Source organism: Micromonospora sp. NPDC049044, assembly GCF_040649215.1.
GTDB lineage: Bacteria > Actinomycetota > Actinomycetes > Mycobacteriales > Micromonosporaceae > Micromonospora.
The window spans coordinates 21,539-36,025 of sequence record NZ_JBEZFA010000009.1 but is presented as its reverse complement, the minus strand read 5'-3'; the positions used below and the strand labels follow the sequence as shown (position 1 = coordinate 36,025).

Here is a 14,487-nt window from a genome sequence, read left to right as displayed (position 1 = left end):
CCTAACGGCCGCACGCGTAGCCCTGCATCCCCCGGGGGTTCGCGGCGGCGGACAGCACACCCGTCGCCGGATCGCGGGCCACCGCGCAGAGCCGACCCAGGCTCCACCCGTCGGTGACCCGCACCTCGTGCCCGTACGCGCGCAGGGCTGCCCGCACACCCGCGTCGAGCCGGTCCTCGACCACCAGGACACCGGGCTCCATCCCGCGCGGATAGAACGACTCCGGCAGGCTGAGCGTGTGCCACGCCGGCGCGTCGATGGCCTCCTGAAGGGACTGGCCGGCGACGAGGTGCCGCAGCAGGAACGGCACCTGCCACTGGTCCTGCTGGTCACCGCCGGGCGTGCCGCAGGCCAGCACCGGCTCGCCGTCGCGGTGCACCATCGTCGGGCTCAACGTCGTACGCGGTCGTCGGCCCGGCGCCAACGAGGACGCGAGCCCCTCCTCCAACCAGCACATCTGCAACCGGCTGCCCAGCGGGAAGCCGAGTTCCGGAATCGTCGGCGAACTCTGCAACCAGCCACCACTGGGCGTCGCGGAGATCATGTTGCCCCAGCTGTCGACCACGTCGATGTGGCAGGTGTCGCCACGGGTCACCCCGTCGGCCCGTACGGTCGGCTCCCCCGTCGTGGGATCCGTCGCGGGTGCCGGCCGCGCGGCATCGGGTCGGACGTGGGCCGGCAGGCGGGGCCGGGCCCCGTCGGGGTGCCCCGGCCGCAGCTGCGTCGACGCGTGCGCACCGATCAGGGCCGCCCGCTCGCCCGCGTACCGCCGGGAGAGCAGCGCCGTGCCGGGCACGTCGACGCCGTCGCCGTACCAGGCCTCCCGGTCGGCGAAGGCGAGCTTGAGCGCCTCGACCTGGGCGTGCACACCCGCCGCGGTCGCCGTGTCGAACGCGCCCGGATCGTCGAGCGCGTCCAGGGTGGCGAGCGTCTGCAGCAACACCGGACCCTGGCCCCAGAACCCGGTCTTCGCCACCGAGTAGCCGTGCCAGTCGAGGGTGACCGGTGCCTCCCAGGTCGCCGAGTACGCGGCCAGGTCGTCGCCGGTGACCAGCCCGGCGTGCGGGCGTCCACTGGAGTCCTGGAACGGCCGACGGCTGAACCTGTCGATCGCCTCGGCGACGAAACCCGTGCTCCAGGCCCGGCGCGCGGCCTCGATCTGCGCCTCCCGGTCCGCGCCGGCAGCCTGTCCCGCCGCCACCAGCCGGCGCAGGGTGTCCGCGTACGCCGGGTTGGTGACCAGTTCCCCCTCGGCCGGTGGCCGGCCGCCTCGCAGCCAGAGCGCGGCGGAGGTGGGCCAGTGCTCCTCGAACAGTGACCGGACGGCCGCCACCGTGGCACCGACCCGACCCACCAGCGGATGTCCGGCGGCGGCGTAGCCGATGGCCGGCTCCAGCACCTCGGCGAGGGTGCGCGTGCCGTGCTCCCGCAGCAGCAGGAGCCAGGCGTCGACGGCGCCGGGTACGGCTGCCGCGAGCGGCCCGGCGCCCGGGACGAGGTCCATCCCGAGGGACCGGAAGTGCGCGATGGTGGCACCGGCCGGCGCCGGGCCCTGCCCGCACAGCACCATCGGCCTGGGGTCCCGGGCGGTGGCCACGATGGCCGGCACCTCGCCGCCCGGCCCGTTGAGGTGCGGTTCGACAACGTGCAGCACGAACCCGGCGGCGACCGCCGCGTCGAAGGCGTTGCCGCCGCGTTCCAGGATGCCCATCGCCGACTGGCTGGCGAGCCAGTGCGTCGAGGAGACCATGCCGAAGGTGCCCCGCAGGGTGGGCCGGGTGGTGAAGGTCATGAGCCCACCTCACTCGGATCCACTGTGCGAACGCAAGACCTCCGGGTGGTCGGCGGGGCACGCCGTCGCTACGGTCAGCTCGCCGGCCCGTCCGCACGCCGTCCGGGAGGCCGGGGGTGGTACTCGGGGCGGAGCTTCGCGCTGGCGAACGCCCCTCGCACCGCCGCCGAGAGCGCCGTCAGGTCGTACGCGCCGTGGTGGCGACGGCCATTGATGAAGAAGGTGGGGGTGCCGGTGACACCGCTGAGGTCGGCGGAGTCGACGTCCTCGGCGACCCGGTCGACGCCCATCCGGCCCGCCATGTGCTCCCGGAACCGGTCGGGGTCCAGGCCGAGCTGTTCGGCGTATCCGAGCACCTCGGGAGGGTTCAGGGCGTCCTGGTGCGCGAGGAGCAGATCGTGCATCTCCCAGAATGCGCCCTGCTCCCCCGCCGCCTCCGCGGCCTCGGCGGCGAGCTGGGCGTGCGGGTGGACGTCGGTGAGCGGCAGGTGCCGCCAGACGTACCTGATGTTGGCGAAGTCGGCGAGCAGCTCCCGGACCACCGGCTCGGCCTGCCCGCAGTACGGGCACTCGAAGTCGCCGTACTCCACCACCGTCACCGGCGCGTCGACCGGCCCGCGCATGTGGTCGCGTTCCGGGTCGACAGGCCGTATCAGGTCGACGATCCCCTCGGTGACGCCCAGCAACGCCCGCGAACGACGTGCCGGCGACAGCCGCCCGACCGCGCGGAACACCAGCCAGGTGACGAGGGACGCACCAACCGTCGCGACGAGGATGCCGAGCTTCGCCTCGTCGAGCGCCGGCCCGCTCAGGGCGTGGGTGGCGATGAGCAACGCGACGGTGAACCCGATGCCGGAGACCGTGCCCACCCCCAGGACGGCGAACCAGCCGACGGGTGGCCGGAACCGGTTGCCTGTCGCCCGGGCCACCAACCACGAGGCGCCCACGATCCCGGCCGGCTTACCGACGAGGTACGCGACCACGACGCCGAGGGTCACCGGCGAGACCACGGCCCGGGCCAGCAGGTCGCCGTCGATCGCGATCCCCGCGTTGGCCAGCGCGAACAGCGGCACGACGAGGTAGCTCGCCCACGGGTGGTAGATGCTCTCGAGCCGCTCGTTCGGTGACAGCGCCGCGATGAGCCCGGCCTGCGCCATCCGGGCGAGTTGCGGGGTGGGCTGCTCCCGGAAGAGGCGGAACTGGTCGCTCGCCCGTTGCAGGTCACCGCGACCGGGAGCGTAGGCGTAGCTGAGCAGTCCCATCACCAGACCCACCACGACCGGGTCGACACCGGACTCCGAGACCGCCACCCAGGCGGCCACCCCCAACAGCGCGTAGACCGGCCCGAACCGCACCCCCACGGCCCGGACCAGCAGCACCACACCGAAGATCACCACCGCGACGAGCAACGCCGACAGCGAGGGGTGATGCGGGTACGCGATGGCCAGCACCGCGATCGCGACAACGTCGTCGACGACGGCAACGGTAAGCAGGAAACCCCGCAGCCGATCCGAGAAGCGCGGCCCGAAGACGGCGAGCGCACCGAGCGCGAGCGCCGTGTCAGTGGCCATCACCGCACCCCAGCCCGCCGCGGTGGGGCGCCCGGCGTTGATCACGAGATAGACCGCGATCGGCAGGAGCATGCCGCCGAACCCGGCGATCATCGGCAACGCCAGCCGACGCCGCTCCCGCAGCTCGCCGATGTCGAACTCCCGGCGCAACTCCAACCCGGCCACCAGGAAGAAGAAGGTCATGAGGCCGCTGTTCACCCAGGTACGCAGGTCGTGTGACAGGGCCCAGTCGCCGAGCCGGACCGAGAACGACGTGCTCCACACCGACTCGTACGACGACAGGTGCAGGTTGGCCCAGCCGAGCGCCACCACGGCGGCGACAAGCACCACCCGCGCACCGCCGGTCTCGGTGCGCAGGAACGCGCGCAGCGGAGCGTTGAACCGCCCCTCCCAGGCGGTCCGGCTGGTCCATCCCCGAAGCGGGCTGTCGCTCGTCACGGGGACAATCTTCGTTTACCGGATCGTCGCGTGGTCCGGATTACTCATCCTCCTCGGTGACCAGACCACGACCGCACGGCGCAGGTATCCGTCCCAAGATCGCGCCCCGCCTCGGCCGATCATGGAGTTGTGGTGCCCGCTTTGGCACCGCGAAAGCGCTTTGTCACCCACCACAACTCCATGATCGACGAGGCGACCCGGGGCCACACCTGGCGCAGGGGCCTTGGCGTTCGCCCGTGGGCAGGAACAATGAGGCACCTGCACCTCGGATAGTGACCATCTCGTTCCCCCTGAGGAGGATGACGTGCTGGAGCTGTACGACGTGGTTCAGCTCCGAGAGGCCATGCCGGGAGATTTGCCGGCCGGAGCGGTGGGAGCTGTCGTCGATGTCTTTGACGGGTCCCCGCCTCTCTACGAAGTGGAGTTCACCGACACCGATGGCCGCACCGTCGCCCTGGTCACGCTCCGGGCCGACCAAATAATTCACCGAGTCGGGTAGCTTCTCGCGAGATGCGGCAGATCCGCGGAAGAGGCGCTTGTCGTCTCGTCTGGAGACGGTGGTCTCGCCGGGTCGGGTGGACACTGTCGACCACCGAACCTTGGAGGCCGGTGACATGGGGATGATGGTGACTGCGCGGCGTGTCGAGGCAGTCGCGGGCGAGGTTCGGTACGAGTTCGGGTTGGATGACACGTTCGACCGGATCCTGGTCATCGACCCGTGCACCCTCGACGCCCACGTCGAGGATGGTGAATTCAATGCGGCCGCCGGTGCGATCACGGCAAAAGTCGTGAGGGCTTGGCGATCCAGCGGCGAGTTCCCGATGAGGATGCTGTTCGCAAGCTGAGCCCCGGTCCGGTTTCCGATACGAGGTCTGCTGTCGTCAACCGCGGGTGAGGCGGCCGTCCTGGTCGACGCGCAGGCGACCGCTTGTCACGGCGACGTGCAGCCCGTACCGGAGCAGCTTGTCGATCTTTTCGGTCCGGCGGCGGTAACCGAGCCGCTCCAGGCCGGCGCGCAGCAACCGGTCCTCGTCCAGGCTCGGCACGCCCTGGAGTACGTGCACCAGCGCGTTGGCCACCTCCTCGGGCGGCACCTCCTCGAACGCGCGGTCGTTGCTCGCCTGGGTGACCCGGTACGCGCGGTACGTCTGCGGGTCTGCGTCAGCTGGCCACGCGTATCGGCTCACGTTCGGGTGCGGGTGCAGGCGGCCGGGGTCGACCAGGGAGAGCACGGCGACGCGCCGGTCCTCCCGGGTGCGCAGGAACCCGAACCGGGCCAGGGCGAGGCGGGCGAGCCGGTGCTGCTCGATCGGCCCCTCCGCTTCGATGATCTCGTGCAGCGCGTTGCGCATCAGCTCCCGTACCCGCCGGTCGGTGCTCAGCAGGTCGACCTCGGCCTGGTCGCCGAGCGACGTCGGCACGTACGCGACGAACGGGCGCACGGTGATGGTGTCCCCAGCCGTGGCCGGCGAGGCGATCGTCGCGGCGGCGAGTGCGGTGACCGGCGGCGCCGCGCCGCCCAGGAGCGGATCCTCGTCCAGCGCGGGGCGCGGCTGCGGCAGCTCGGCGGCCGGCGGTGGACCTGCCGGCTCGGCATCCGTCACGGAACGCGGCTGCGGCAGCGCGACGGCCCCGGCCAACGGGTCGGGCTCCGGTTCGGCGGTCGTGGCGGCGTCGGCCCGGGTGACCGCCTCGTCGACCCGGTCCAGCAACGCCGACCGGTCGTGGATCCACGCCGGCAGCCAGAACCGCACGACCTCCGGCCAACCCATGATCGAGCGGAGCAGCGCCGGTGCCGAGTCCCGGTCGGCCACAGTGGGGCGGGCGCTCCAGTCCGGGCCGTCGAGCATGACGGCCACCTGCCACCGGGTTGAACCCGGGCTGCGGACCGCGATGTCCACTGTGAAGTCGGAGAGACCGTGCGAGGTGCGCACCTCGTGACCGCGCTCGCGTAGCGCCGTTGCCACCTCCGTGCGGATCCGGCTGCGCCGCTCGGTGCGGTCGGTCGCCAGGTCGCCCAGGCGCTCGGTGCCGGCGGCGGCCAGCTCGCAGTACGCCCGCAGGTGCTGGGTGCCCAGCGCGGAGGTACGGGCGAGGTCGATGTCGGACGGGTCGAACGACGAGTAGAGGACGACCTGTCGGCGGGCTCGGGTGATGGCGACGTTGAGTCGCCGCTCGCCGCCGGCCTGGCTGAGCGGGCCGAAGTTCAGTGGGAGTTGACCGGTCTCCGGGTTGGTGGAGAAGGCCAGCGAGAACAGGACGACGTCCCGCTCGTCGCCCTGCACGTTCTCCAGGTTCTTCACGAAGATCGGCTCCGCGACCGCGCCGGAGAGCTGCTCCCGGATGATCGGGTCGGTGCTCTCCTCCAGCAGGTTGAGGATCAGGTCCCGCTGCTGGATGTTGAAGGTGACCACGCCGATGGAGTGGTTGGCGGTCGCCGGCTCGTGCAGCCGCCGGGTGATCTCGGCCAGGATCGCCCGCGCCTCGACCTCGTTGGTGCGGGAGCCGCCCCTGTCGTACTGGCCGTCGACCCGCCGCCAGCTGACGCCCGCCGAGCTGGCGGCACCGGGCGACGGGAGGCTGGAGAGCTTGTTGTCGTAGTAGTAGCGGTTGGAGAAGGCGATGAGTGACTCGTCGTGACTGCGGTAGTGCCAGGAGAGCCACCGTTGCGGCAACCCCGACTCGACGGCCTCGCTGAGGATGCTCTCCAGGTCCTCCGGCACCGGGCCGTTGCCGTCGTCGACCTCGTCCACCGTGTGGTTGGCCTGCATGATGCTGCTCGGCGGCATCTGCCGGGAGTCGCCGACCACCACCACGGCGCTGCCCCGACCCATCGCGCCGATCGCCTCCGCCACCCGGATCTGCGACGCCTCGTCGAAGATGACCAGGTCGAAGCGTTGGCTGCCCGGTGCCAGGAAGTTCGCCGCCGACGCGGGGCTGACCAGCACGCACGGGGTCAACGCCAGCACCGCGTCCGGGTACTGCTCGAACAGCTCCCGGAAGGACCGCCCGCCCCGCTTGCGGCGCAGCTCCGCCGCGAAGTCGGCGAAGCGCCCCCGCCGGTCGGTCGGGCTGAACGGGCGGCGACGGACCAGCACCGACGGCAGCTGGGTCGGTAGCGCGGACCGCAGCTCACCGGCGGCGGCCTCGAACTGGCTGATCTCGTCGTCGTGCAGCTCCGGGTCGAAGTACTGCAGGCCACCGGCGCGTAGCCGCTCGGCGAGCGACGCCGTCGCGACTCCCCGCCGGTAGACCTCCTCGGCGACCTGCGCGGGCACCTCGGCGCACAGCAGCTGGTCCCGGTAGTCGGTGAGACCGGCCGAGGCGAGCACGTCGGCGTGGGTGAGGACGGTCGCCCATCGGCGCAGCGGGAACAACTCCTCGCTCCGCAGCTCGTCACGCCAGGTCGCGCCGTCGCGCTGCCAGGCGTCCATCCAGTGCGAACCGGCGGCCCACCGGGTCAGCTCCGGCTCGCCGGAGCGCAACACCCCACGCCAGGCCCGCCACCGCGAGGCGAACCGGTCGAGCAGCGCCGCGTCGACGTCGGTGCACCCGCTCTGGAACAGCTCCCAGGCCTGCGGGTGCTGGCTCAACAGCGTCCGCCCGACCCGGGTCGCCTCGATGGCCTCGGCCAGCCGCTCCTGCGCGGTCGGGTCCGTGGGCAGCCACTGCGCCAGCAGCAACCCACCGAGCCCCAGCAGATGGTGGTGCAGCGCGGCGGCCTGCGCCTGGGCGGCGACCAGCCGACCGGTGAGCACCTCCACCTGGTCCACGTCGAGCGTCGCGCCGGCGACCGCGTGCACTGCCAACCGGTCCGCGATGGCCTGACGGCGCTTGCGCTTGCCGAACAGGCGTTTCGCCGCCTCCTGGGCCTCGCCGTGCCAGACGGTCAGCTCCGGTCGGGCGAACAGGTCCGGCCGGAAGGTCGCCAGCTCACCGGCGAAACCCTGCCGGAAGGCGGCCAGGTCCGCCTGGAACCGGGCCATCGCCTCGTCCCACCGTCGATCGCTGGCGTGCACTGTGGTCGCCCGGTCCGGCAGCATTCCGCGTACGGCGAGCCAGGCACCCGCCTGCAACTCGCCCACGGACTCCGGGGCGGGCAGTGTCCGCAGCAACTCGACAAGACGCGGGTGCCCGGCCAGGTCGGCGCGGAGCCGTTCCAGCTCACCGGCGATCTCGGTGACCGCCGCGCCGTGCAACCCGTCCAGGGTGCGGCAGCCGCTGAGCGCCCACGGGTGCGCGGCCCGGAGTCGGGCCGAGCGGGCCGCCGCCGGGAACTCCCGCAGTGTCGTCTCGACCTGCGCGCGTGCCTCGGCCGGTGCGTGCAGATAGGCCACCGGGATCGGGGCGACCGGGCCGTCTCCGTACGCCAGGGTCTGCTCGTAGGCCGACCAGAGCGACATCCCGACGGGGTTGGTGGTGTGCACCTGCGCCGGGTACTCGGCAAGCGGGGCGAGCCGCGTCCGGTAGGCCGTCTCGACCGCCGTCCAGGTGCCGTCGCCACCCTGGTCGTACTGGTCGAGGGCGTCACGCAACTGTTGGCGGATCGCGTTGAGGGACTGCTTGCGCCCGTGCAGGTCAAGCGCGAACGGCCCGAGGCCGACCTGCTTGAGGCGGCGCTTCACCACCTCCAGGGCGGCCTGCTTCTCGGCGACGAAGAGCACCGACCGGCCGGTGCCGACCGCCCGGGCGATCATGTTGGTGATGGTCTGGGACTTGCCGGTGCCGGGCGGGCCTTCGAGGACGAACGAGTGGCCCCGCTCGGCACGCACAATGGCCTGCATCTGCGACCCGTCGGCGGGGATCGGCAGGTGCAGGTCCGCCTCGTCGACCAGAATGTCGGCGTCGTCGGGGCGGGCCGGGTCGTCGAAGGTGGCCCCGGACGACTCCACCAGGTGCCGGACGACCGGGTTCTCCATGAACCGGGGCCAGTGGTCGGTGAGGTCCCGCCACATCTGGAAGGTGGAGAACTGCACCAGGCGGAGGCTGGCGGTCTCGTCGATGCGGTAGTTGAGCCGGTTGTCGAGCAACCCGGCGTTGATCGCGGCGAGGGTCTTGGCGATGTCGATGCCGTGCTCGTCGAGGACCGGCCGTTCCAGCTCCGGGATCCGCACGCCGTGCTTGACCCGCAACCACTCGACCAGGCAGTAGTTCGGGCTGGCGGCCTCCGTACCGTCGATGACCATCGCGTACGGGCGACGGCCAGTGCCGCCCTCGATGCGCACCGGCAGAAGGAACAGCGGCGCGTACGCCTCTCCCCCGGTCGCCTTGGTGTGCACCAGGGTGCCGATGGTCAGGTAGAGGTAATTGCTGCCGGTCTCCTGCTCCATCGTGCGCGCCTCGCGTTGCAGCGCCCGCATCGCGGTCTTGTACCGGGCTTCGGTGACCGCGCCGTAGACCCGGCGGTCGGTACGCAGCTCCCGGGTCAGGATCTCCGCGTCGAGGTCCTGCGCCCGGCGCGTACCGGCCAGCTCGTGGACCTGGCTGATGTCGTCCTGCGGGATGACCTGCACCTGTTTGCCGTCGTGGATCAGGTCGTCGAGCAGCGCCAACGCCCCCGCCGGCACGTGCAGGTCCAGGCCACGGCCCCGCTTGGGCAGGTTGAGCAGCGGGTTACGCAGGCTCAGGTCGAGCAACGACTTCTTCCACTGCTGGATCCGCGCCGGTGACCCGTCGGATTGCTGCGCCACCTCGTCGCCGTCGTCGGCGAGCTGACGGACCTTCGCGGCGGCCACGCCCGGCGGAAGGTCGAGGGACGCCGCGTTGATCTCGGTGGTCGTCTCGGCGACGACCGGCACGGCCAGCTCGTCGGTTGAGGGCAACGGCTTGATCCCGGAGCGGTGGGCGAGATGGACGTCGACGACGCCCTGCAAGCGGTGGCTCTCCCCGCGGAAGTGGCCGAGCCCGACCCGTACCGCCTCGGTGAACGTCGCCGACTGCGCGCCCGGCCCGATCCGGGTCAGCTCCACCGGCACGGCCCGCCCGGAGTCCACCATCGAGATCAGCAGGTTGGTCTCGGTCACCGCCGCCGAGCCGAGCCGCTCCTCCTCCAGCAGGAAACCACCGAAGGCGTGCCCCGCGCTGACGAAGATGAGCGGGTGCAGGCCCGCCGCCTCCAGGCACGCGGCGTACGCGACGGACAGGTCGAGGCAGTTGCCCAGTCGTCCGTCCAGGACGGCGGCCGTCGTGCGTACCTTCTGGCCGGTGTTCTCGAACGACGCCGGCAGCGTCTGGTAGGTGATCTCCAACTGGCGCAACGCCTCGTACACGGCACCGGCGATCAACGCCGCCCGCTCCGAACCCTCCTGGTAGCCCTGCAACGAGCCGGAGCCCGTCTGCGCCAGCAGGAGCTGGGCGGCGGCCCGCAGCACCGCCTCCACCGCCCGGGTGTTCGGCTGCACGAAGGCCGCCAGGCTGTCGTACAGGGCAGGGCTGTTGAACCACTCGTTGTGCGCCAACACTCGTGATGGCGCGACCAGCGCCAGAGTGTTATCGGTTGTCTCGACGGTGAGGTGGTAGTCGACAGGGAACGCCTCGTCGGTGCGGTACAGCAGCTTGCGGTCGGGCGTGAAGTCGCGGAAGTCGTCCCAGCTGGTGCTCGCTCCGGACCGCAACGGCGCGGTGAGGGTACGCGTCCACGGCTCGGCCAGCGCGCCGTCCGGGCCGCGCAGCTCCAACGTCAACGTCACGTCGGTCACCGGCACCGGACCCCGGTTGACCAGGGTGAGGTGACGCACCAGCGGCACCCGGTTGTGCACCAGGGCGGCGTTGATCGCCGGCTGCACGAGCAGCCCGACTTCGAGCTGGTCGTCGTCGGCGGTGAACTGCGCGAAGACGCTGTCGGACATGGGCGTTTCTCCAGGTGACGAGACCAGGGATGGCCAGCCTAGCGGTCAACCGACCGGCGGAACGGACCGCGCCGGTAAGACGATCTTGGAAGGCGTACGTCTGAGGCAGGATGTGCGCCATGACAACGCAACACCAGCCCCTGGTCTACGGCCACGCCACGGCACACAACTGCCTCGCCTTCGCCGACGCCGCCACCGCGACCGCGGCGGCCGCGGAGATCCGGGCGCTCGTCGCCGCGCAAACGTGGGGCGAGGCCCGGCATGTTCAGATGACCCACCTGTCGAACCCCGCAGGCCCGGAATACCACGAGCCGGAGGACGGGTACGCCGACGACAAGCCCTTCGACATCACCACGGTAGGTGCGGTCGAGGACGGAACCTGGCCGCCCATGGTCACCAAGCGGGCGTTCACCGTGCTGCCGCAGGACCTGCAGGACCGGTACGGCAAGCGCCAGGTCACCGTGCACGACGGCGACTACCTGGAGATCGCGGTCGCCAGCGAGGGCGAACTGGTCGCCGAACTGCGCGCACGCGGCTACGAGGTGACCCGCGACGACGCGCTCATCAACCTGCTCGACGGCGTCGACCTGGGCTCACCCGCCGCTTGAGGAGTCACGGAGACGCCGGCGTCGCCCGGCGCGAGCCGGCGTCTCCGTGACTGGTCAACGTCGGCGCTTGTTCAGACTCGGAAGGCCACCGGACACAGTCCGCACGGTGCCGTCCGGGTTGCTCCGGCCCGGCTTCTGTTGAGCCTCCGTGACCCGTCGCCCGGCGAGGTCGGAGGCGGCCAGCTTGACGACGGCCCGGTCCGGCCGCTGCCAGCTCCGCAGGTGGGTCACAGCGCGCTGGCGGTCGGCGATGCCGGTGAGCGCACGAATCGCCGGCATCGCGCGGGACGGGTCAGCGAGCAGGAGATGGGCGACGTCAGCCGGGGTCAGATTGCGTGGCGAGGCGTCGCCGGCCGGGACGAGGGATCCGTGGATCTCCCCATTCTCCAGCCACAACCACACCGGCCTCCGGCCATCGCCGGGTCGCATCACCGGTGTTGTCGACCGGGCGCTCAGCGTAGCGCTTGCCGTGGTGCGCAGGTGGGTGTTCGGCGTGGTGCGCAGGTTGGTGCTCGGCGTGGTCGAGGCCTGCCTGGACGCGAGGTGGGCGCGTAGGGCAGCCGCCAGCTGCGCTCGTCGCTGCGCCAGAGCCGCAACGTCGGCCGCCGGGCGGGACAGGGCCGCAACGTCCGCCGCCGGGCTGGACAGGGCCACCTGGTCCGCCGGTGCCCTCGGAGGGAGTCGCGGCCGTCCGGCCGGGGCGGCTCGTCGTTTCGCCGCTCGCCATTCCTCCATGAACCAGCCGACGAACGTCCACTGCTCCCGGGTGAAACCGATCGGAATGACCTCGCTCAGGTCCGGTCCCGACGGGTCCTGAACGGAGAGTTGGGCGTGCCGCTTCGCCTGGTCAGTTGCGCTGAATGACCCGATATCGAGGATCGAGGACAGCGGTATCCGCCTGACGAAAGCCTTCGGCCACGGCAACAAACGCCACCGCCGGAGGACAAGGTGCTCCTCCTCGAACCTGGCGTCCCAACGTCGAACGGCCATCACCGCCACCTCCCGTGCCGCGCACGTTAGTGACCTGATGATCATCACCGCACTCGGCGCAACGGGCAGTTCAGATGCCGGATCGTCCGGTTGTGTCAGCGACGCAGACGGCGGGAGCAGTCGCCGTCGTGGCCGTCGCGCAGGAGGCAGCGTCGCCCGCTGGGCAGTCGCAGGTCGCAGAAGACCCGGTGACGCAGAAACTGCTGATCCTCCGCGGAGACGGTGGTCTCCCCCGGGTCCGTCATCGGCAGCACCAGCATCCAGCGACCGATGACCCGGGCCAGGCGTTGCGCCGCAGGTAAGTCGGTCGCGACGACGGGCAGGTGGATGACGTACCGCTCGCTCATCGGGCCTGGCCCCGCTCGTTGCGGGCATGGGCCTGCTCGGTCTGCCAGCGGCGCAGGCCGGCCTTGATCCGGGCCGTCTCGCGGCGGCTCTCCGCGAGAGCCGCGTAGACGGCGGCCATGTCGCCGGCCACCCGGTCGAGGAAGGCGTACACGTCGTCGGGGTTCAGACCGCGACACCCGAGCCCGACGGGCGCGAAGCGGCGCTCACGCACCTGCCACGGCAGCAGACCTGTGTACGCGCCGGAGCGATACGTCGCACCACTCGACGGCTCCGGTCGCTGGTTGCTGGCGTTCATGTCTGCCTGCCTTCCTGCTGCGGAGGGGCGAGGGGTGTTCGGGGATGCACGGCGGCCGTTCGGGGGGACCGGCCGGCCGCCGTGCTGTGATCACCCTGCAACGGCTGCATTGGAGGCGCAATGTTCCAGGCAGCAATTCGGCCGCTGTGCGTTGACTTCTTGCCTGGAACCCATGGGAGTTGCAAAGGCGGCGTATGTATGTTGCGTGATGGAGTCACAGATGGTGGAGCTGCCCTGGACATCCAATCGATCCTGCGCAGGAGCGGATGATGCCAGCCTCAGGGGGGTGGAGGCTGAACGATCAGCGGATCGAGACCGCCCCGGTGGCATCAATAGACTCGCCCAACTCAAACTGGCAGGCGATTGCCTGCTGTCGGCATTCCTCGGCGAGATCCTGTTTCCCATCTGACTGGGCAAGGTCGCTGGCCAGAGACTGGAAGGCGTGACGCGCCTGCCGGAAGTCACCTGCGAGCATCAAGAGGCTCGCGAGATCCACTCTCAGCGCCATGACCTCGGTAGAAAGCAGCTCGCCCCTGCCGTGCGGTACCAGGCGGAGGGCCCGCTCCAACACCTCGGCAGCCTGCACGAAACGTTCGTTCTCGGCAAGTTCCCTTGCCTGCGCTCGCAACTGCCCCACGTTCTGCTGGGATTGCTGCGGCGGCACCGAGAACGGAGCGATGAGTGGTGAGGCGCTGGCAGATCTATGGTCCGTTCGGGCTGCCGCTGGCACTGGAGAGTCGCCGTCGAGAAAAGGCGCAACGAGCTGACGAACCTCGCCAGCTGACCCTGGCCTTTCGGCTGGATCCTTGGCCAGAAGACAATAAATGAGGTGCGCCAGATCCTCGGGAACGTCCGATCGATATTCAGTGATGATCGGAATGGGTGAATCGATGTGACGGCGCATCAGGTCGGGGGCGTTCGCCGCCTCATAGGGAGGGTTTCCGCCGAGCATCTCGAAAAAGATGCACCCCAAGGCGTAGAGATCGGCAGCAGGCCCGACCGGGCCTCCCTGGGCCTGCTCGGGTGCGATGTAGGCGGGGGTGCCGAGCGTTCGACCGGTAGCGGTGAGGCGTGACGCCTCGGCCGGCCCGAGTAGCGCCGCAACACCGAAGTCGAGCACTTTGACCACCCCAGACGGCGTGATCATGATGTTCTGCGGCTTCAGGTCACGGTGCACGAGGGAGGCCGCGTGAGCAGCCATGAGCACCGAACAGACCTGCACGGCAACGGAAGCTGCCTCACCCACGGGCAGGCGTTCCTGCTCGGCGATGTGGTCGGCGAGCACGATCCCGGGCACGAGTTGCATGACAAGGTAAAGGTCCTCACCGTGAACACCTAGGTCGTGTACAGCCGGCACGCCGGGGTGGTCGAGTCGGGCGGTTGCTCTGGCCTCCCGCCTGAACCGCTTGCCCGCCGTCTCACGCTCCTCCTCCGGCACGTCCAACTGCCGGAGAAACTTGATCGCCACCGGCCGGTCGAGTCGCTCGTCGAAGCCCGCCCAGACCTGCCCCATACCTCCGCGACCGACCGGATACGTCAACTCGTACCGGTCAGCGATACGTTCCCCCGCCTGCACCCACAACCTCCACGAATCGCA

The 14,487-nt window shown here is 70.7% G+C and carries 10 protein-coding genes; 3 read left to right on the top strand and 7 right to left on the bottom strand.

Features of this window, described 5'->3' with window-relative positions:
• Nucleotide 1: 1 nt before the first annotated feature.
• Together AB0B85_RS09445 and nhaA are read right to left on the bottom strand one after the other, a co-directional pair.
• Nucleotides 2-1,792, bottom strand: a complete 1,791-nt coding sequence (locus AB0B85_RS09445) for a gamma-glutamyltransferase family protein (protein ID WP_357405355.1) — start codon at nt 1,790-1,792, stop codon at nt 2-4.
• A gap of 74 nt (nt 1,793-1,866) precedes the next feature.
• The gene (nhaA, locus tag AB0B85_RS09440) at nt 1,867-3,801 is read right to left on the bottom strand and encodes a Na+/H+ antiporter NhaA (RefSeq protein ID WP_357405353.1); all 1,935 of its coding nucleotides are present in this window, start codon (nt 3,799-3,801) and stop codon (nt 1,867-1,869) included.
• Nucleotides 3,802-4,105: 304 nt separating this feature from the next.
• Here nhaA and AB0B85_RS09435 point away from each other — a divergent pair, with 304 nt between their 5' ends.
• Both AB0B85_RS09435 and AB0B85_RS09430 read left to right on the top strand, forming a co-directional pair.
• Nucleotides 4,106-4,300 carry a DUF4926 domain-containing protein gene (locus AB0B85_RS09435; protein ID WP_357405351.1) on the top strand — a complete coding sequence of 65 codons (195 nt, stop codon included), beginning with the start codon at nt 4,106-4,108 and terminating at the stop codon, nt 4,298-4,300.
• A gap of 76 nt (nt 4,301-4,376) precedes the next feature.
• On the top strand, nt 4,377-4,646 hold the full coding sequence (locus tag AB0B85_RS09430) for a hypothetical protein (RefSeq protein WP_357405349.1): 270 nt from the start codon (nt 4,377-4,379) through the stop codon (nt 4,644-4,646).
• 36 nt (nt 4,647-4,682) lie between these two features.
• Here AB0B85_RS09430 and AB0B85_RS09425 read toward each other — a convergent pair whose 3' ends face one another.
• Nucleotides 4,683-10,649: a DUF4011 domain-containing protein gene (locus AB0B85_RS09425; protein ID WP_357405347.1), complete on the bottom strand. Its 5,967-nt coding sequence runs from the start codon at nt 10,647-10,649 to the stop codon at nt 4,683-4,685.
• Nucleotides 10,650-10,768: 119 nt separating this feature from the next.
• Here AB0B85_RS09425 and AB0B85_RS09420 point away from each other — a divergent pair, with 119 nt between their 5' ends.
• Complete coding sequence (locus tag AB0B85_RS09420; protein ID WP_357405345.1) at nt 10,769-11,257, top strand: hypothetical protein; 489 nt, start codon at nt 10,769-10,771, stop codon at nt 11,255-11,257.
• 54 nt (nt 11,258-11,311) lie between these two features.
• Here the strand turns inward: AB0B85_RS09420 and AB0B85_RS09415 are convergent, their stop codons facing one another.
• The 4 genes from AB0B85_RS09415 to AB0B85_RS09400 all read right to left on the bottom strand — a co-directional run bounded on the left by AB0B85_RS09415 (nt 11,312) and on the right by AB0B85_RS09400 (nt 14,466).
• On the bottom strand, nt 11,312-12,247 hold the full coding sequence (locus tag AB0B85_RS09415) for a hypothetical protein (protein WP_357405343.1): 936 nt from the start codon (nt 12,245-12,247) through the stop codon (nt 11,312-11,314).
• A 95-nt stretch (nt 12,248-12,342) separates the two neighbouring features.
• A complete protein-coding gene (locus AB0B85_RS09410; RefSeq protein ID WP_357405341.1) occupies nt 12,343-12,594 on the bottom strand; it encodes a hypothetical protein in 252 nt (83 codons plus the stop codon).
• Nucleotides 12,591-12,890 (bottom strand): DivIVA domain-containing protein, encoded by a 300-nt coding sequence (locus tag AB0B85_RS09405; protein WP_357405339.1) that lies wholly within the window; start codon nt 12,888-12,890, stop codon nt 12,591-12,593. Before AB0B85_RS09405 ends, AB0B85_RS09410 begins: the two co-directional genes overlap by 4 nt.
• A gap of 301 nt (nt 12,891-13,191) precedes the next feature.
• Nucleotides 13,192-14,466: a protein kinase gene (locus tag AB0B85_RS09400; protein WP_357405337.1), complete on the bottom strand. Its 1,275-nt coding sequence runs from the start codon at nt 14,464-14,466 to the stop codon at nt 13,192-13,194.
• Between the last annotated feature and the right edge of the window lie 21 nt (nt 14,467-14,487).

Excerpts from the sequence above, each read along its gene's own strand:
- AB0B85_RS09445 (WP_357405355.1), bottom strand. The coding sequence starts at position 1,792 with ATGACCTTCACCACCCGGCCCACCCTGCGGGGCACCTTCGGCATGGTC.
- AB0B85_RS09425 (WP_357405347.1), bottom strand. The coding sequence starts at position 10,649 with ATGTCCGACAGCGTCTTCGCGCAGTTCACCGCCGACGACGACCAGCTC.
- AB0B85_RS09420 (WP_357405345.1), top strand. The coding sequence starts at position 10,769 with ATGACAACGCAACACCAGCCCCTGGTCTACGGCCACGCCACGGCACAC.
- AB0B85_RS09415 (WP_357405343.1), bottom strand. The coding sequence starts at position 12,247 with ATGGCCGTTCGACGTTGGGACGCCAGGTTCGAGGAGGAGCACCTTGTC.
- AB0B85_RS09410 (WP_357405341.1), bottom strand. The coding sequence starts at position 12,594 with ATGAGCGAGCGGTACGTCATCCACCTGCCCGTCGTCGCGACCGACTTA.
- AB0B85_RS09405 (WP_357405339.1), bottom strand. The coding sequence starts at position 12,890 with ATGAACGCCAGCAACCAGCGACCGGAGCCGTCGAGTGGTGCGACGTAT.